This is a genomic window from Sulfitobacter rhodophyticola (assembly GCF_041281685.2).
Classification (GTDB): Bacteria; Pseudomonadota; Alphaproteobacteria; order Rhodobacterales; family Rhodobacteraceae; genus Sulfitobacter.
This window is the reverse complement of record NZ_CP166251.2, coordinates 3,526,674-3,543,441: the sequence shown is the minus strand read 5'-3', so window position 1 is coordinate 3,543,441 and position 16,768 is coordinate 3,526,674. Positions and strand designations below refer to the sequence as shown.

At 61.6% G+C, this 16,768-nt stretch carries 16 protein-coding genes and 1 tRNA gene; 10 read left to right on the top strand and 7 right to left on the bottom strand.

The annotated features are described in order from the left end of the window. Nucleotides 1-42 precede the first annotated feature (42 nt). The 3 genes from ctaA (at nucleotide 43) to AB4X18_RS18430 (ending at nucleotide 3,076) form a co-directional block, all read left to right on the top strand. Entirely contained in the window at nucleotides 43-1,200 is a 1,158-nt protein-coding gene (ctaA, locus tag AB4X18_RS18440) for a heme A synthase (RefSeq protein WP_432816885.1), read from the top strand. After that, complete coding sequence (locus tag AB4X18_RS18435; protein ID WP_370401455.1) at nucleotides 1,197-2,678, top strand: carboxypeptidase M32; 1,482 nt, start codon at nucleotides 1,197-1,199, stop codon at nucleotides 2,676-2,678. Before ctaA ends, AB4X18_RS18435 begins: the two co-directional genes overlap by 4 nt. Before the next feature lie 149 nt (nucleotides 2,679-2,827). Beyond that, nucleotides 2,828-3,076: a hypothetical protein gene (locus tag AB4X18_RS18430; RefSeq protein WP_370401454.1), complete on the top strand. Its 249-nt coding sequence runs from the start codon at nucleotides 2,828-2,830 to the stop codon at nucleotides 3,074-3,076. Nucleotides 3,077-3,204: 128 nt separating this feature from the next. On the opposite strand, the gene gyrA is transcribed toward AB4X18_RS18430, so the two are convergent. Continuing rightward, on the bottom strand, nucleotides 3,205-5,934 hold the full coding sequence (gene gyrA / locus AB4X18_RS18425) for a DNA gyrase subunit A (RefSeq protein WP_432817437.1): 2,730 nt from the start codon (nucleotides 5,932-5,934) through the stop codon (nucleotides 3,205-3,207). Between the two features lie 239 nt (nucleotides 5,935-6,173). Here gyrA and AB4X18_RS18420 point away from each other — a divergent pair, with 239 nt between their 5' ends. After that, entirely contained in the window at nucleotides 6,174-6,443 is a 270-nt protein-coding gene (locus AB4X18_RS18420) for an usg protein (RefSeq protein WP_370401453.1), read from the top strand. 69 nt (nucleotides 6,444-6,512) lie between these two features. After that, complete coding sequence (locus tag AB4X18_RS18415) at nucleotides 6,513-7,586, top strand: DUF2855 family protein (RefSeq protein WP_370401452.1); 1,074 nt, start codon at nucleotides 6,513-6,515, stop codon at nucleotides 7,584-7,586. Here the strand turns inward: AB4X18_RS18415 and AB4X18_RS18410 are convergent. Then, nucleotides 7,583-8,530, bottom strand: a complete 948-nt coding sequence (locus AB4X18_RS18410; protein ID WP_432816884.1) for a radical SAM protein — start codon at nucleotides 8,528-8,530, stop codon at nucleotides 7,583-7,585. The genes AB4X18_RS18415 and AB4X18_RS18410 overlap by 4 nt on opposite strands. Before the next feature lie 185 nt (nucleotides 8,531-8,715). Between AB4X18_RS18410 and zwf the strand changes: the two genes are divergently transcribed. From zwf to pgi, 3 genes are read left to right on the top strand one after another with little or no spacing between them, the layout of a single operon-like run. Beyond that, nucleotides 8,716-10,182, top strand: a complete 1,467-nt coding sequence (gene zwf, locus AB4X18_RS18405) for a glucose-6-phosphate dehydrogenase (protein ID WP_432817436.1) — start codon at nucleotides 8,716-8,718, stop codon at nucleotides 10,180-10,182. After that, the gene (gene pgl / locus AB4X18_RS18400; protein WP_370401451.1) at nucleotides 10,179-10,847 is read left to right on the top strand and encodes a 6-phosphogluconolactonase; all 669 of its coding nucleotides are present in this window, start codon (nucleotides 10,179-10,181) and stop codon (nucleotides 10,845-10,847) included. The genes zwf and pgl overlap by 4 nt, the downstream gene beginning before the upstream one ends. Further along, complete coding sequence (gene pgi, locus AB4X18_RS18395; protein ID WP_432816883.1) at nucleotides 10,847-12,436, top strand: glucose-6-phosphate isomerase; 1,590 nt, start codon at nucleotides 10,847-10,849, stop codon at nucleotides 12,434-12,436. The genes pgl and pgi overlap by 1 nt, the downstream gene beginning before the upstream one ends. On the opposite strand, the gene AB4X18_RS18390 is transcribed toward pgi, so the two are convergent. After that, a complete protein-coding gene (locus AB4X18_RS18390) occupies nucleotides 12,420-12,872 on the bottom strand; it encodes a GNAT family N-acetyltransferase (protein ID WP_370401449.1) in 453 nt (150 codons plus the stop codon). The genes pgi and AB4X18_RS18390 overlap by 17 nt on opposite strands. Continuing rightward, nucleotides 12,872-13,351 (bottom strand): acyl-CoA thioesterase, encoded by a 480-nt coding sequence (locus tag AB4X18_RS18385; protein ID WP_370401448.1) that lies wholly within the window; start codon nucleotides 13,349-13,351, stop codon nucleotides 12,872-12,874. The genes AB4X18_RS18390 and AB4X18_RS18385 overlap by 1 nt, the downstream gene beginning before the upstream one ends. Before the next feature lie 90 nt (nucleotides 13,352-13,441). On the opposite strand from AB4X18_RS18385, the gene AB4X18_RS18380 reads away from it, so the two are divergent. Then, nucleotides 13,442-15,061, top strand: coding sequence for a long-chain fatty acid--CoA ligase (locus AB4X18_RS18380; protein ID WP_370401447.1), 1,620 nt, complete (start codon nucleotides 13,442-13,444; stop codon nucleotides 15,059-15,061). 17 nt (nucleotides 15,062-15,078) lie between these two features. On the opposite strand, the gene AB4X18_RS18375 is transcribed toward AB4X18_RS18380, so the two are convergent. Further along, nucleotides 15,079-15,336, bottom strand: coding sequence for a zinc ribbon domain-containing protein (locus AB4X18_RS18375; RefSeq protein ID WP_370401446.1), 258 nt, complete (start codon nucleotides 15,334-15,336; stop codon nucleotides 15,079-15,081). 79 nt (nucleotides 15,337-15,415) lie between these two features. Between AB4X18_RS18375 and AB4X18_RS18370 the strand changes: the two genes are divergently transcribed. Then, on the top strand, nucleotides 15,416-15,835 hold the full coding sequence (locus AB4X18_RS18370; protein ID WP_370401445.1) for a MerR family transcriptional regulator: 420 nt from the start codon (nucleotides 15,416-15,418) through the stop codon (nucleotides 15,833-15,835). Here the strand turns inward: AB4X18_RS18370 and AB4X18_RS18365 are convergent. Then, nucleotides 15,802-15,875, bottom strand: a tRNA-Gly gene (locus AB4X18_RS18365). The genes AB4X18_RS18370 and AB4X18_RS18365 overlap by 34 nt on opposite strands. Before the next feature lie 51 nt (nucleotides 15,876-15,926). Beyond that, complete coding sequence (locus AB4X18_RS18360; RefSeq protein WP_370401444.1) at nucleotides 15,927-16,766, bottom strand: class I SAM-dependent methyltransferase; 840 nt, start codon at nucleotides 16,764-16,766, stop codon at nucleotides 15,927-15,929. Nucleotides 16,767-16,768: the final 2 nt, after the last annotated feature.

Below are 16,768 nucleotides of genomic sequence, written 5' to 3'. Positions count from 1 at the left end.
CGGCGTGCTGGCCTACCTCTGAGACAAGAGCAAGAGGCACTTATGGCAGACAAAACCCGAAAGCTTTTTGAAGACGTCAGCAGCGCGGACGCCGTGCGGCCCGCAGCCCAGACCGGTGTGATCGATCGTGGGCGCGGCGGTGCGCGGGGGGCCATCCGGGTCTGGCTGATGATGCTTTTTGCGCTGGTGTTCATCATGATCGCCGTGGGGGGCATGACCCGGCTGACCGACAGCGGGTTGTCGATTACCGAATGGCGGCCTGTGACGGGGGCGATCCCGCCGCTGAACGCCGATGATTGGGCGTCCGAGTTCGAGAAGTACCGCCAGATCGACGAATACCAGATCCAGAACGCGGGCATGAGCCTGGCGGAATTCAAGGTGATCTACTGGTGGGAATGGGGCCACCGACAGTTGGGCCGGGTGATTGGCCTTGTCTGGTTCGTGGGCTTCATGTGGTTCCTGTTGCGGCGGCAGATTCCGGCAGGCTGGACGCCACGGTTGCTGTTGCTGGGCGCGCTGGGGGGCGCGCAGGGGGCGATTGGCTGGTGGATGGTCGCCTCTGGCGTCACCACGGGCGAGGGCATGCTGGATGTGGCAAGCTACCGTCTGGCGACGCATCTGGGGCTGGCTTTCGTGATCCTTGGGGTCATTGCGTGGTACGCGATGTTGCTGGGCCGGCCTGAGCGCGATCTGATGCAGGCGCGCCGGGCGAAGGAAGCGCGGCAATACGGGCTGGCGACGGGGCTGCTGCACCTTTCGTTTCTGCAGATCCTGATCGGCGCGCTGGTCGCGGGGATTGATGCGGGGCGCTATTTCGTCGACTGGCCGCTGATGCAGGGGCAGGTGTTTCCGCCCGATGCCTTCAGCATCGAACCGGTCTGGCGCAACTTCTTTGAAAACCCCGGATTGGTGCAGTTCGTGCACCGGGTGACGGGGTACCTGTTGGCTATCTTCGGTGTCGTGGTCTGGCTGCGGGGGCGCAAGTCGGCGCATGCAGGCACGCGGTTTGCCTTCAATGCGGTGATGGCGGCGCTGGCTTTGCAGATCGTGGTCGGGGTGGTCACCGTGCTTTACGCCGCGCCCGTGCACATCGCGCTGGTGCATCAGGCGCTGGCCGTCGTCCTGTGGGTCCTGATCCTGCGCGCGCGTTTCCTGAGCCAATACCCCATTGCCACATCCCTGAGAGGAACCCGCGCATGACCGCTTACGATGATCTGATGACCTACACCCGGGAGACACAGGCGCTGGCGCAGGTGGCGGGCCGTCTGGGTTGGGATCAGGAGACGGTGATGCCGCGCGGTGCCGCCCCCCAACGCGGGGAGGAGATGGCGGCGATGGAATCGGTGCTGCACAGCCGCCGGATGGACCCGCGTGTCGGCGATTGGCTGGCCGCAATCGAGGACGGCGCGTTGGATGCGGTGGGGCAGGCGAACCTGCGTCACATCCGGCGCAGTTTCGACCGGGCCAGCAAGGTGCCCGGACCGCTGGCCGCGCGGATTGCGAAGGTGACATCGGAGGCGCAGGGGATCTGGGCCGACGCGCGGGCCGCGGATGATTTTGCAGCCTTCGTGCCGACCCTGACGGAGGTGATTGCGCTGAAGCGGGAAGAGGGACAGGCGCTGGCGGCGGGCAGTGACATGGACGTCTATGATGCGATGCTGGCCGATTACGAACCGGGCACCACGGGGGCGGAACTGGAAGCGATGTTCGGCGCGCTGCGTCCGGAACTGGCGGCGTTGCGCGCGGCCGTGCGGGAGGCGGAAGCGCCGCCAAGGCTGGAAGGGACGTTTGACGAGGCCAGCCAGATGAAGCTGACCCGCCAACTGGCGCGGACTTTCGGATATGACATGAGCATGGGGCGGGTGGACAAGGCGGTGCATCCGTTCTCCTCCGGGTCCGGGCTGGATGTGCGGATCACCACGCGGACCTCGGAAACCGACCCGTTCAACTGCTTTTATTCGACCATTCACGAGGTCGGACATGCGGCCTATGAGCAGGGGATCGACCCGGCCTATCTGCTTAGCCCATTGGGGCAGGGCGTGTCGATGGGCGTGCACGAAAGCCAGAGCCGGATTTACGAGAACCAGATCGGGCGCAGCCGGGCCTTCACCGGTTGGTTGTTCGGTCAGATGAAAGACGCCTTTGGCGACTTCGGCGTGGCGGATGCGGAGACGTTTTACCGGATCGTGAACCGGGTGTCGGACGGCCATATCCGGACTGAGGCGGATGAGCTTCAGTACAACCTGCATGTGCTGCTGCGCTTTGATCTGGAACGCGCCTTGGTGGCCCACGATCTGCAGGTGGCCGATCTGGAAGCGGCGTGGAACGACCGGTTCGAGGCGGATTTCGGGTTTGCCGTCGACAAGGCATCAAACGGCGTGTTGCAGGACGTGCATTGGTCGGTGGGTTTGCTGGGGTATTTCCCGACCTATTCGCTGGGCAACGTCTATGCCGGGTGCCTGAACGAGGGTATGCGCGCAGCCCTGCCGGATCTGGACGGGCAGTTGGCGGCGGGGGATACCACTGCCGCGACAGGGTGGTTGCGCGCGAATTTGCAAACCCACGGCGGGCTTTACGAACCGCGCGACGTGATTGCGCGCGCTGCGGGGCAGGCCCCGTCGGAAAAGCCGCTTCTGGGCTATTTGCAGGCGAAATTCAGCGATCTTTATGACCTTTGAGGCGGGTGGCACCAAAAGGTCACCTAAATCACACGCATCAGGTGGCAAAATGCAGCCGGTAACGAAACCTTCACTCATTTGATGTTGATAGTTCAGAAGCGTTATGGTTCTGTCCCCGAGAACCCAGACTTCAACCCGGAGTATCCATTATGAAACGTATTCTTCTCGCAGCTTCCGTGCTGGCGCTGAGCGCTGGTGTTGCATCGGCACAAACAACTGCTGCTGCTGCGACCACCGCGACCACCACAACGACAACAACCGTCGGCGGCGGCCTGTTTGGTGCAGGCGCAGGCATCACTGTCGGTACAGCCGTCACAGTCGGCGTTGGTGTTGCTGCAGTTGCTGCGGCGGCCTCTGGCGGCGGTGGTTCCCCCACGACAACAGGCTCCGGCAGCTAAAGTTTTATCGGGTCTCCCTCGGGACCCGATCGAGGTATTGCGAAAGCCCCCTACCGTTTCCGGTAGGGGGCTTTTTCAGTTTGATCCGATTGGTTCAGGCCGCGCCGCTGTAACCCGCCTGGCTGACCCTATGTTTCGTCGCTGCCATTCCCGTCAGCGGGCGCGTCCGTGACATCTTCATCCCCCTGATCGGCGATCCATGCCACGCTGACCACTTCTTCGCCCTTAGCGGTGTTGAACACGCGCACACCGCCCGCGCTGCGCGACCGGAAGGAGATCCCATCGACCGGCACCCGGATCGATTGGCCCTTGGACGTGGCAAGCATGATCTGATCATCCAGTTCCACCGGGAAGGAAGCCACGATATTGCCGCCGCGCATGGCCTTGTCCATGGCCGCGACCCCCATGCCACCACGTCCCCGCAGGGGATAGTCGTGGGAGGAACTGAGTTTGCCCGCGCCTTGGGCGGTGATGGTCAGGATCAGGTTTTCGGCCGCGGACATCTCGGCATAGCGTTCTTGCGCCAGCGGCATATCGGCGTTGCCTTCTTCCTCGTCCCCTTCCGCATCGTCGGCCAGACCCGCCATTGCGCGGCGCATCTTCAGATAGGCGGCACGTTCGTCGCTGTCGGCATTGAAATGGCGGATGATTGACATGGAAACGACCCTGTGATCACCGCTGAGCCGGATGCCACGGACACCCACGGAACTGCGGGAATTGAAGACCCTGACGTCCGTTGCGCGGAAGCGAATGGCCCGGCCGGAATTTGTGACCAGCATCACGTCATCATCGTTGGAGGCGATGCGCGCGTCGATCAGCGTGGTGTTTTCGTGCTCATCCTCGAACTTCATCGCGATCTTGCCGTTGGACTTCACATTGGTGAAATCAGACAGCTTGTTGCGCCGCACGGTGCCTGCGGAGGTGGCAAAGACCACCTGCAGGTCGTCCCATTCATCCTCGTCCCGATCCACGGGCATGATCGCCGCGATGGAAACGCCGGTGGGGATGGGCAAGATGTTGACGATGGCCTTGCCCTTGGACGTGCGACCGCCCTGCGGCAGGCGCCATGTCTTGAGTTTGTAGACCATGCCATCGGTGGTGAAGAACAGCAGTTGCGTGTGGGTGTTGGCCACGAAAAGCGTGGTCACAACGTCATCTTCTTTCAGCGCGCCACCGGACAGACCCTTGCCACCGCGCCGCTGGCTGCGGAAATCAGCCAGGGGGGTGCGTTTGATGTAGCCGCCGGAGGTGACGGTCACCACCATGTCCTCGCGCGCGATCAGGTCTTCGTCTTCCATATCGCCGGACCAGTCGACGATTTCGGTGCGACGGGGGACGGCGAACAATTCGCGGACCTCGTTCAACTCGTCCGAGATGATGCCCATGATCCGCTCGCGAGAGCCGAGGATTTCGAGGTATTCCTTGATCTTGGCGGCCAGTTCTTCCAGTTCGTCCGTGACTTCCTTGACGCCGATCTGGGTCAGGCGTTGCAGGCGCAACTCAAGAATTGCGCGGGCCTGTGCCTCTGACAGATTGTAGGTGCCGTCGTCATTCGCCGTATGGGTCGGATCGTCGATCAGCGCGATGTAGGGCAGGATGTCCGCGGCGGGCCAGCGGCGGGTCATCAGCCGTTCGCGGGCTTCAGTGGCGTCCGCGGAAGACCGGATGGTCTGGACCACTTCGTCGATGTTGGTGACAGCGACGGCCAGACCGCACAGGATATGACTGCGCTCGCGGGCCTTGCGCAGCAGGAACGCGGTGCGGCGGGCAACAACTTCTTCGCGGAAATCCACGAAAGAGGTCAGGAAGCGACGCAGCGTCAGGGTTTCGGGGCGGCCGCCGTTCAGCGCCAGCATGTTACAGCCGAAATAGGTCTGCATCGGCGTAAAACGGTAAAGCTGGTTCATCACCACCTCCGCCGTCGCATCGCGTTTCAACTCGATCACGACACGCACGCCGTTGCGGTCGGATTCGTCCTGCACATGGGAGATGCCGTCGATCTTTTTCTCGCGCACCTGCTCCGCGATTTTTTCGATCATTGTGGATTTGTTCACCTGATAGGGGATTTCATCGATGATGATCGCCCAACGGTCTTTGCGAATTTCTTCAACCCGTGTCTTGGCCCGGACAATGACCGAACCGCGCCCTTCAAGGTATGCTTTGCGCGCGCCAGACCGGCCCAGCATGATACCACCCGTGGGGAAATCAGGACCGGGGATATAGTCGATCAACTGCTCGGACGTCAGGTCCGGCTCTTCGATCAGCGCAAGCGTGGCGTCGATCACTTCGCCAAGATTATGGGGTGGAATGTTCGTCGCCATACCAACCGCGATGCCGCCCGCGCCATTGACCAGCATGTTCGGGAAACGGGCAGGGAGGACCGAAGGCTCCTTTTCCTTGCCGTCATAGTTGTCAATGAAATCAACGGTGTCCTTGTCCAGATCGCTGGTCATGAACGACGCGACCTTGGCCAGACGCGATTCCGTATAGCGCATCGCGGCGGCGGAATCCCCGTCCATGGAGCCGAAGTTGCCTTGACCGTCGATCAGCGGCAGCGACATGGAGAAATCCTGCGCCATCCGGACGAGTGCATCATAAATCGCAGAATCGCCATGCGGGTGGTAGGAACCCATGACGTCGCCGACGGACTTCGCCGACTTGCGATATGGTTTGTCGTGGGTGATGCCTTTTTCGTACATCGAATAGATGATGCGCCGGTGCACCGGTTTCAGCCCGTCGCGCAGATCGGGGATCGCGCGGCTGACGATCACGCTCATCGCGTAATCGAGGTACGATGTGCGCATCTCATGTTCGATGCTGACGGAGGGACCATCGTAGACGGGACGCTCTGGCGGCATTTCGTCTGCGTTTTCAGGGGTTTCTGGCGTATCGCTCAAGGTGTCTGCTCAGCTTCTTATCGTTGGCGGCGGTGCTCTATATCTTGCGGTAATTTATAGCAGAGGCCGCATATAAGGTGCAATGCCTGTGGCGCAGATGCACTGGCAGCACATCGGACAGAGTGCCAACATGCTGTTTTCATTGAAAACTAAAACAGACGTGGCATGATGACACGGAGGGGTAGTCAGAGAGGATACAGATGGCACCATCAGAGACCGAGTTGATGCTGAAAGGTTACGGGCTGACCACGGCGGAATTTTTCTATCACATGCCCGATTATACGCACGTTCTGAACAGCTATATCTGGCAGGATTACGATATCGCGCCGGATCATCCCAAACTGTTTGAATTCGTCGCCTTCTGGCAGGACAAGATCGAGGGGCCGCTGCATTCGGTGCGTTTTTCGCATCGCAAGCTGATCGGCCCCGGCGAATGGCAAAACCAGGTGGGCGAGTTTACGCTGCACTGACGTTACGTTCCGCGTGCGTTTCGCTTTTTTCACGGCCACCTTGTATGAAGGAGGCCGGGGGAAGCCAGCATGCAGCAGATACACGTTGATCAGAAGTCCATTGCGCACACGGAATTGACCGCCGAAGACAGCGCCAGCTTGGCCGAGGGCGAAGCGCGGTTGCGGTTGCAGTGCTGTGCGCTGACGGCGAACAACATCACCTATGCGCTGGCCGGATTTGACCTGAAATACTGGTCCTTCTTTCCCACGCAGGCCGCTGGCAAGGGGCTGGTGCCGGTCTGGGGCGTGGCAGAGGTTGTGGAAAGCCGATCGGAGGTGCTGGAGGTTGGCGCGCGGCTTTATGGATTTTATCCGCTTGCCGAAGAACTGGTGATGACACCGCAGGCCTTGGGCGAAAAAGGCGTGGTGGACCGCGCCGCGCACCGGGCGGCATTGCCGGGACTTTACAACCACTACGGACGAGTGACCGGGGACGATCCGCACCGCGACCATCTGCGCGCGCTGTTTCAACCCTTGCTCGCCACGTCCTATGTATTGGCGGACTGGTTGCAGGACAATGGGTTTTTCGACGCAGAACAGGTGATTATCGGGTCCGCTTCATCCAAGACCGGGCTGGGTTTGTGCAAATTCCTGTCTGAAAGCACGCCCCGGCCCAAGACAATCGTCGGCCTGACCTCTGCCGCGAACAAGGGGTTTGTCGAAAGCCTTGGCACTTGTGATCAGGTGCTGACCTATGACGCGGTCGACACGCTGGCGCACGTGCCGTCGGTCTATGTGGACATGGCGGGCAACGCGCAGGTCAAGGCGGCGCTGCACGCGCGTCTGGCGGATGTGTTGAAACACTCCGCCGCCGTGGGGATCAGCCACTGGGACCAGTTCAACCCCGGTGCCGCACTTGAGGGGCCCAAGCCCGAATTCTTCTTTGCGCCCGCGCAGATCGCCAAGCGGCAAAAAGACTGGGGGCCCGGCGTGATCGAGCGCAAGATCGCCGAAAGCTGGACCGGGATGGCCGCGTCCGCGTCAGAGTGGCTGGAAGTGAAAGTGCATCATGGATTGGCCGCAGCACCGGCGGTTTGGGATGCCATCGTGGCGGGCAAATCGGACCCGCGCGAAGGGCATATCATCGTCTTCGACGCGGATTAGGCCGAACAGCTCGCCCCGCCCAGAACGCAGAACTTGGCGCAATGGGGGTGGTTCAGCGCCACGTCACGCTCCGCCTCCTGCAAGGTGGTGCCAAGTTCGAATTCCGGCGTGTAGGGCAACAGGGTGCAGGCGAGCACGGCGGGTTTGTCCGCGCCCTTGCGTTTCACCACCATGCGGGAGGACGAACACATCACCGCGTCGGGGGATTTGTTCAGGATGCCCCAGCACGCGGTCGTGATTTCCGGCACTTCGACGGTTTCATCCATTTCCGGGAAAAGGACTGTCATTGCAGGATCTTGCGCGTCGATGTCAAAGTTGTGTGCGGCATAGAAGTCAGCGTATCCCGCGCGGCTTTCGGCGTCGGATGATCCAAAGACCGAACGCCCCGCAACGGCCATCCGAAAGCCGTTGTCGCGCAGCCATTTCATGCCTTTGAGGGTTTTTTCAAACGCCCCGGCACCGCGTTCCGCGTCATGCAGCGCCGGATCATAGTGATCGACCGACACGCGCAGCGTCAGCTTGCCGGGATAGGCCGCTTGCAACCGCAATAGCCCCGCCTGCATGGTCTTGCGCATCATCGGGCGCATGGCATTGGTCAGGATCAGTACCTCATACCCGCGTTCAAGGGCGGCATCGGTCATGTCGATCATCTGGGGGTTCATGAAAGGCTCCCCCCCGGTGAAGGCGATTTCGGTCACCGGCCAGTTGCGCGCTTCGATCTGATCAAGGTAGCTGCGCACCTCATCAGCAGAGATAAAAACCAGGGCATCGTTGGTCGGGCTCGATTCGATATAGCAGTTCACACATTCGATGTTGCACAGCGTTCCGGTGTTGAACCAAAGCGTTTGCGGATTGGTCAGGGCCACCTTTGCGCGTGGTTCTCCCTTGGCAGTCAGGGCGGGGTCCTGAAATTTGCCTGCATTCCCCGATGCCATGTCTTTCATGATTGGTCCTTGTCTCAACGCGTCTGATATTGTTCCCTCAGCTAAGATATTTCACGCGCCATGGAAAGCCCATGGACCGCAGGGTGCACGACCTTGTGAAGCGGGAAAAATTGAGTATGGTAGCGCTAACAGTTGCATGCCAGTTGGAGCAGAACATGGCCAAACTCAAACAGCAGATGCCCAATATGGTGTCACGCGTCATTCCAGTGGCGCCCTTCGATCTGGTGATCTTCGGGGGCACCGGCGATCTGGCACGGCGCAAGATCCTGCCGGGGTTGTTCCGGCGGTTCTGTGCAGGGCAAATGCCGCCCGATGCCCGGGTGGTGGGGGCCGCGCGGTCCGATATGAGCGCGGAGGATTACCGCCGGATGGTGCGGGACGCGATTGGCGAATTCAACAGTGATACCAGCTACAAGGCCGCAGATCTTGATGCGTTTCTGGCCCGGCTTGAATATGTCACCATCGACGCGAAGGGAGAGGCCGGATGGTCGGAACTGCAAAAGCTGATGGCGGGCGAAGGCCGGGTTGAGGCGTATTATTTCTCCGTCTCACCGTCGCTGTTCGGGGATCTGGCGGAACGCCTGCACAAGTGGGGCATGGCGGATGCGCAGGCCCGCATCGTGGTGGAAAAGCCCTTTGGCCGGGATCTGGCGACGGCCTGCGCGCTGAACGCGACGCTGGCCGAACATTTCGACGAACATCAGATCTACCGCATCGATCATTACCTGGGCAAGGAAACGGTACAGAACCTGATGGCGGTGCGGTTCGGCAATATGCTGTTTGAGCCCCTGTGGAACGCGCAATACGTGGACCATATCCAGATCACCGTCGCTGAAACGGTCGGCGTCGGCGGGCGCGGCGAATATTATGACAAGTCCGGCGCGATGCGGGACATGGTCCAGAACCACCTGATGCAATTGCTGTGCCTCATCGCGATGGAGCCGCCGGCGCGCTTTGACCCCGATGCGGTGCGCGACGAAAAACTGAAGGTTATCAGGGCGCTGGATCCCGTTCTTCCGCATCACATCAGCCGCGGGCAATATCAGGCGGAGGCTTGCAACGAAGCGGAGATGCCCGGTTATCGCACCGCCGTGGGGGATGCCAAGACCCGCACGGAAAGCTTTGTCGCCCTCAAGACGCACATCAGCAACTGGCGGTGGGCCGGCACACCGTTCTATCTGCGCACGGGCAAACGCATGGCGGCGCGGTCCTCCGAGATCACTGTGGTGTTCAAGGAAACGCCCCATTCCATATTTTCCGAGGAAGCCGGGCGGCACCGCAATGTGCTGTCAATTCGGTTGCAACCGAACGAAGGGATCACGCTGGGCGTGACGATCAAGGAACCAGGCCCGGGCGGCATGCGGCTGATTGATGTGCCGCTGGACATGAGTTTTGCCGAAGCGCTGGGGGATGATACAGATCACGTCGACGCCTACGAGCGGCTGATCATGGACGTGATCCGGGGCAACCAGACCCTGTTCATGCGCGGCGACGAGGTCGAGGCGGCCTGGGCCTGGACCGATCCGATCATTCAGGGGTGGGAAGCGCGCAATGACGTGCCCAAACCTTATGACAGCGGGTCGGATGGTCCGACGGATTCCGCGGAGTTGATGCGCCGGGACGGACGTGAATGGCGAAAGGTAAGCCCATGAAACTGATAGAATACCCTGATCGGGAGCTGCTGGCGATGCAACTGGCAGACACGCTTGCCAGCGAATTGCGCAAATGCCTGCTGGTGCATCCCTTTGCCTCCTTTGCCGTGCCAGGGGGCACGTCGCCGGGGCCGATTTTCGACATGATGTGCGCCACCGATCTGGACTGGGACCGGGTGCATGTGATGCTGACCGATGAACGCTGGGTCGACGAAGACGATCCGCAATCAAATGCCGCGCTCATCAAGAAACGGCTGCTGGTGGACAAGGCTGCCACAGCGGCCTTCATGCCGTATTATCGCGCGGGTCTGGATGCCACTGCCGGGGCGGCCGAGGTGGCAGGCAGTCTCAAGGGTGAAATGCCGATTTCGCTGTTGTTGCTGGGGATGGGGGACGACATGCACACGGCCTCGCTTTTTCCCGGTGCGGAAGGGTTGCAGGCGGCGCTTGCGCCCGGTGCGCCGCTGCTTTGTGCCGTGCAGCCGGAGGGGCAGACCGCCCGCGTTACCCTGCCTGCACATGCGTTGCGGGGCGCGATGGCAAAACATCTGCTGATTTACGGAGATGCCAAGCGCACGGCCCTTGACCGGGCCTTGCATTTGCCGCCGGACAAGGCACCGGTTGCCAGCGTTCTGAACGACCTGACCGTGCATTGGGCCGCCTGATGGATATCTGGGAAGCCCTGAAAAGCCGTCACGCCGCCATCGGGGAGCGGCCGATTCTGGCGCTTTTCGAAGACGCGGACCGCGCCGATGATTTCGCGGTCCAGACACAGCACATGCGGCTGGATTATGCCAAGACCAACATTGACCGCGACACGCGCGCCGACCTGCTGGCGTTGGCCGATGCGACGGGCGTTGCGGCCAAGCGTGATGCGATGTTTGCCGGTGAAAAGATCAACGACACCGAAGGCCGCGCGGTGCTGCATACCGCGCTGCGCAACCTTGATGGCGGGCCGGTAACGGTGGATGGGCAGGATGTCATGCCGGGGGTGCTGGATACGCTGGCACGTATGCGCCTTTTTGCCGAAAAGGTGCGGGCGGGGGACATCACCGATGTCGTGAACATCGGCATTGGCGGGTCCGACCTTGGCCCCGCGATGGCGGTCGCCGCACTTGCCCCTTACCACGACGGGCCGCGCTGCCATTTCGTGTCCAACGTGGATGGGGCGCATATCGCCGATACGCTGCGCGGACTGGATGCGAAGACCACGCTGGTCATCGTGGCCTCCAAGACCTTCACCACGATTGAAACCATGACCAATGCGCGCACCGCCAAAGCGTGGATGATGGACCATGGCGGCAACCCTGCGGTTCAGTTCGCAGCCCTCAGCACCTCGGATGAGAAAACCGCCGCTTTTGGCATCGCGCCGGATCAGGTGTTCGGTTTCGAAGACTGGGTCGGGGGGCGCTATTCCGTCTGGGGGCCGATTGGCCTGTCGCTGATGATTGCGATCGGGCCCAAGGGGTTTGATGCGTTTCTGCGGGGCGCGCAGGCGATGGATCAGCATTTCCGCGTCGCAACACCCTTGCAGAACATGCCGATCATGCTGGCGCTGGTGGGGTTGTGGCATAATCAGGTCTGCGGGTATGCCACCCGCGCCGCGTTACCCTATGACCAACGCCTGTCGCTGCTGCCCGCGTATCTGCAACAGCTGGAGATGGAATCGAACGGCAAGTCGGTGCAGATGGATGGCGCGGCTTTGCCGATGCATTCCGGCCCCGTGGTCTGGGGCGCGGCCGGCACCAATGGCCAGCATGCGTTTTACCAGTTGATCCATCAGGGCACCCGCGTGATCCCCTGCGAATTCATGGTCGCGGCCAATGGGCACGAGCCCGAGCTTGTGCATCACCACCACCTGTTGATGGCCAATTGCCTGGCGCAGTCCGAAGCGTTGATGCGGGGCCGACCGCTGGCGGTTGCCACGCGCATGATGGCCGACAAGGGTTTGACAGGGCTGGAAAAGGACCGGCAGGCGCGCCACCGTGTCTTTGCCGGTAATCGGCCGTCCACCACGCTGGTTTATGAACGGCTTGATCCCTTCATGCTAGGTCAGATCGTGGCCCTTTACGAACACCGGGTGTTCGTGGAGGGGGTTGTGCTGGGCATCAATTCCTATGACCAGTGGGGGGTGGAACTGGGCAAGGAATTGGCCACGTCGCTGCAACCTGTCATCGAGGGCGCGGAGGACCCGGAGACCCGCGATCCGTCAACGGCGGCGCTGGCGCGCTATCTGATCACCCATCGGGATTGAGGTCATAGGTCACCCACATCGTGCGCTTGGCGACTTTGTCATACACACCACGGCCCCGATAGTTGTCGTCCGCCGTGATCCAGCGCACGACGCCCCAGCCGCGCTGGCGCGCGACCTCCGCCACCCCTTCGATCAGGGCTTCTGCGGCACCTGATCCGCGCTGCGCGGGATCGACAAACAGATCATCGAGAAAGCAATTGTCGATGGCGCGCAGGGGGCTGGCGAAGGGGCGGTAGTGGGTCAGGCCGATCAGGGTGCCTGTTTCATCCACTGCCACAAGACCTGCGCTGGTATGGTCGGGGTCCATCAGCCAGCCAAAGACTTTGTCCCGCATTTCAGGGGTTTGCGGGACGCCGTAAAAGTCGGCATAGCCCTTGTAGAGTACATCCCAACGGGCGCGATCCTGAGCCGCAAGCGGGCGAACGGTGACTGACATCAGCTTTCCTCCTGTGCGCCATCCACGGCGGCGAAACGCGATTTGACCGGGTCCGGGATGGGGTATTTACCACTGCCATCCGGCTGCAACAGCACGATCACACAGTCGAACGTGGTCCGAAGCGTACCCCCGGACCAGACCTGTTGTTTCAATGAAAACGAACTGTTACGCCACGCCGTGCATCCGCAGGTGGCGATGTAATCCTCGTCCAGCACCATTTCCTGACGGTAATGAATGGTGCCCGACCGGATCACGATGCGGGGGTCCTTCGCACTGTTATACCCCGAAATGCCCCACTCCTGCATGTAGCGGATGCGCATCCGCTCGAACCAGCTCATGTAGGCGACGTTATTGACGTGATGCAGGGCGTCGATTTCGGAGAACCGCACCCGGTCGGCCATGGCAAGGGGCTGTGGTTCGGACAGGCCGTGCGCCAACTGGGCCGTGGCATCAAGCGGGGTGTGATAGATCAAATTCATGACCTAGGGGTACGCGGGCCAGCGGATGCTTGCAAGACAGCGCAGACCGCGCCACTGTGCGCGCCGATGCACCCGAGGAGGACGCCACCCATGCACGGCCAGATGATGACGCAACCCCTGCTGATCTCAAGCCTGATCACCCACGCTGAACGGTACCATCGCGATTGTGCCGTTACCTCGGTCAACACCGGCGGCGGGGTGGAACAAAGCACATGGGGACAGGTGGCGCGCAATTCCCGCAAGCTGGCTTCAGCGCTGAGCAAATTGGGGCTGGAGCCGCAGGCGCGTTGTGGCACGATTGCCTGGAACAACCGGCGGCATCTGGAGGTTTATTTCGGCACATCGGGGGGCGGTTTCGTCTGCCACACGATCAACCCACGGCTGTTTCCCGAGCAACTGGTCTATATCCTCAACCATGCCGAGGACAAGGTGCTGTTCATCGACAGGACTTTTGTGCCGCTGGTCGCCGCCATCCGCGACAAGCTGGAGCATCTGGAACATCTGGTGCTGATGGAAGGGGCCGATGCCGAAGCCGCCAAAGCGCTGCCGGGTCTGGTGTTCTATGACGATCTGGTCTCCTCGGGGGATGACGGTTACGACTGGCCGGACATGGATGAACAAACCGCGTCAAGCCTTTGCTATACTTCGGGAACAACCGGCAATCCCAAGGGTGTTCTGTACTCCCATCGGTCCACCGTTCTGCATGCCTTTGCGGTGAACCTTGCCGACAGCGTGGCCTTTGCGGCGCGCGATGTGGTGCTGCCGGTGGTGCCGATGTTCCACGTAAACGCCTGGGGCGCGCCCTATGCCTGCGCGATGAGCGGGTCGCAGTTGGTCCTGCCGGGACCGGGCCTTGACGGGCCATCGCTGGTCGGGCTGATCGACACCTACAAGGTGACGGTGTCGATGGGCGTGCCGACGATCTGGCTGGGCCTGCTGGGCGAGGCGCGAAAGAGCGGCAGCACACTTGCCAGCCTCAACCGAACGGTTGTGGGCGGTTCGGCCTGTCCGCCGTCGATGATCACAGCCTTCCGAGAGGAATACGGTGTCGACACGATCCACGCCTGGGGCATGACGGAAATGTCGCCCATCGGCACGGTGAACCAGCCGCTGGCCAAACACGGTGATCTGACTGTCGGCGCACAGCACGCGTTGCGGGAAAACCAGGGGCGGCCGGTGTTCGGAGTGGAGTTGGAAATCCTTGATGACGACGGCAATCCGCTGCCGCATGACGGGGAGGCGCAGGGCGCGCTGGTCACCCGTGGGCATTGGATACTGGACAGTTATTTCCATTCGACCCGCGAACAGACATTGACGAACGGCTGGTTCGATACCGGCGATGTCGCCACGATGGACCAGGACGGCTATGTCACCATCCGCGACCGGTCCAAGGATATCATCAAGTCGGGCGGCGAATGGATCAGTTCGGTGGAGTTGGAAAACATCGCCATCGCGCATCCCAAGCTTGCGGACGCAGCGGTGATCGGGGCGCGACATGCCAAGTGGGATGAACGCCCCGTGCTGGTCGCGGTGAAAGCCGCAGGAGAAGACCCGGACGAAGCGGAGATCCTTGCGATTTTCGACGGCAAGATCGCCAAGTGGCAGGTGCCGGACCGGGTTGTGTTCACCGATGAATTGCCGCGCAACGCGACCGGCAAGGTGCTGAAACGCAACCTGCGCGACAGTTTCGGCGACGTGCTGATGGGGTAGGGTGCCGCCCCGCCGCTTCAGGCGTTTTTCCAGCGGCTCAGACGGGGGATGCCGCGGGTGAAAAGCCACGCCATGATCTTGGGCATGCCCGATCGCATCAGCGCCTCGACGCAGTGTTGCTGGAATTCCTGCACCGTGGCGTCGGGATGGCGAAAGGTGCCCTGATCGTAGCAGATGGAGCAGTAGAGGGTGCTTTTGGCACCGTCCGCTTCATATCCGCCACCTTGGGGGTCTTTGTTCAGCGGCATGCCGCAGCTTTGGCAGGTATGTGCCATCGGTTTCTCCTTGCTTAAGGTTGAAGGATGGCTCCCACTGTGCTACAGACCATGGACCATTGTCAATGGTTTTGGAGGCATGATGCGGATTGGTGAATTGGCAAAGAAGGCAGAGGTGAGCCGCGACACGATCCGGTTCTATGAACGGCACGGATTGATCCATTCGGACGTGGATGCCGCCGCCGGGAACGGATACCGCATCTACCCCGAGGATGCCGTGCTGACGCTTGAGGTGATCAAGGACGCGCAGGCGGCCGGGCTGAGCATTGCCGATATCACCCTGATCATGGGACAGCTTGCCGCCCAGACCGCAGAGGATTTTGACGCGCAAGCGTTTCTGGACCGCAAGATCGAGGAGGTTAATGCCCGGATGCAGGCTGCACGGCGCTTTCTGGACCTGCTGGAACGCACCAAGCATGCGCTGGCACATGCGCCGCAGGACGGTCTGGATGCGTTGAAGGAAGCTGGAGCGGGTAACGGGAATCGAACCCGTAACTAAAGCTTGGGAAGCTGCCGTGATACCTTTTCACCATACCCGCGCACCAGTGTGTCGGAGGTAATCGGGTGCGCGCGTGCCGTCAAGGGGAGGGTCAGCCCTTGCGCGCGGAAAACATGTTGATCAGGCCGGGGATGCAGACACCACCCGCCGTGACGTAGGGGTCCAGCGCGTCGATCAAGGCTTCCATCAGTGCACGGCGCTGTGCTTCGTCGGCGTCGAAATGGTTCAGCGCGCTGTGCGCCGGGCCGATCTGGCACATGAGCGCTGCCACGTCTTCGGCGGTGCCGGGCGGGGTAAGGGTGACGGGCACCTCTTCGGCCTTGATTTCGGCCAGTGGCGCACCATTCAGGATGCCCTTGACCCGGTCGATGTCGCGCAGTGCGAAGGGGCCGGGGGCGTCCGGGTCGGTGCGGTCGCGCGGGCCAAGGACGGTCTTGCTGACAGCGGCGGGCATGGTGAAGAACGGGTTTTCGCCGATCGACCCCCATGTGGCAAAGACCATGCGGCCTCCGGGCTTCAGCGCGCGGGCCATGTTTACAAAGGCCGCCGGGGGATCGGCGAAGAACATCACGCCAAAGCGGGACATGATCAGATCGACACTTTCAGGCGCAAAATCATGTGTTTGTGCGTCGCAGTTGTCAAACCGGACGTTCGGATAGCCCGTGGCGCGGGCGCGCGCGTCGGCCAGCAGCGTCTCAGAGATGTCGGCACCAATGACATGGCCTTTCGGCCCGGTGCGCTGCGCCGCTTCAAAACTGCTGGTGCCAGCCCCGCAGCCGATGTCGAGGATCTGTTCGCCCTCACGGATTGCGGCACGCTCCAGCAGAGCCTCCAGCACGGGAGCGAGCTTGATGTCCATCGCCGCGCGCCGGTTCACCCAGATGTCGCCGACCTTGTCGCTCCAGAATTCGCGCTGTTCTTCGTTTTGCATGG

What these genes read in the sequence shown, in the direction of transcription:
- AB4X18_RS18390 (WP_370401449.1), bottom strand. Translation starts at nt 12,872, where the DNA reads ATGTCAGTCACCGTTCGCCCGCTTGCGGCTCAGGATCGCGCCCGTTGG.
- zwf (WP_432817436.1), top strand. Translation starts at nt 8,716, where the DNA reads ATGGTGTCACGCGTCATTCCAGTGGCGCCCTTCGATCTGGTGATCTTC.
- AB4X18_RS18420 (WP_370401453.1), top strand. Translation starts at nt 6,174, where the DNA reads ATGGCACCATCAGAGACCGAGTTGATGCTGAAAGGTTACGGGCTGACC.
- AB4X18_RS18415 (WP_370401452.1), top strand. Translation starts at nt 6,513, where the DNA reads ATGCAGCAGATACACGTTGATCAGAAGTCCATTGCGCACACGGAATTG.
- gyrA (WP_432817437.1), bottom strand. Translation starts at nt 5,934, where the DNA reads ATGCCGCCAGAGCGTCCCGTCTACGATGGTCCCTCCGTCAGCATCGAA.
- AB4X18_RS18410 (WP_432816884.1), bottom strand. Translation starts at nt 8,530, where the DNA reads ATGAAAGACATGGCATCGGGGAATGCAGGCAAATTTCAGGACCCCGCC.
- AB4X18_RS18370 (WP_370401445.1), top strand. Translation starts at nt 15,416, where the DNA reads ATGATGCGGATTGGTGAATTGGCAAAGAAGGCAGAGGTGAGCCGCGAC.
- AB4X18_RS18430 (WP_370401454.1), top strand. Translation starts at nt 2,828, where the DNA reads ATGAAACGTATTCTTCTCGCAGCTTCCGTGCTGGCGCTGAGCGCTGGT.
- pgl (WP_370401451.1), top strand. Translation starts at nt 10,179, where the DNA reads ATGAAACTGATAGAATACCCTGATCGGGAGCTGCTGGCGATGCAACTG.
- AB4X18_RS18435 (WP_370401455.1), top strand. Translation starts at nt 1,197, where the DNA reads ATGACCGCTTACGATGATCTGATGACCTACACCCGGGAGACACAGGCG.
- AB4X18_RS18385 (WP_370401448.1), bottom strand. Translation starts at nt 13,351, where the DNA reads ATGAATTTGATCTATCACACCCCGCTTGATGCCACGGCCCAGTTGGCG.
- pgi (WP_432816883.1), top strand. Translation starts at nt 10,847, where the DNA reads ATGGATATCTGGGAAGCCCTGAAAAGCCGTCACGCCGCCATCGGGGAG.
- AB4X18_RS18360 (WP_370401444.1), bottom strand. Translation starts at nt 16,766, where the DNA reads ATGCAAAACGAAGAACAGCGCGAATTCTGGAGCGACAAGGTCGGCGAC.
- AB4X18_RS18375 (WP_370401446.1), bottom strand. Translation starts at nt 15,336, where the DNA reads ATGGCACATACCTGCCAAAGCTGCGGCATGCCGCTGAACAAAGACCCC.
- ctaA (WP_432816885.1), top strand. Translation starts at nt 43, where the DNA reads ATGGCAGACAAAACCCGAAAGCTTTTTGAAGACGTCAGCAGCGCGGAC.
- AB4X18_RS18380 (WP_370401447.1), top strand. Translation starts at nt 13,442, where the DNA reads ATGCACGGCCAGATGATGACGCAACCCCTGCTGATCTCAAGCCTGATC.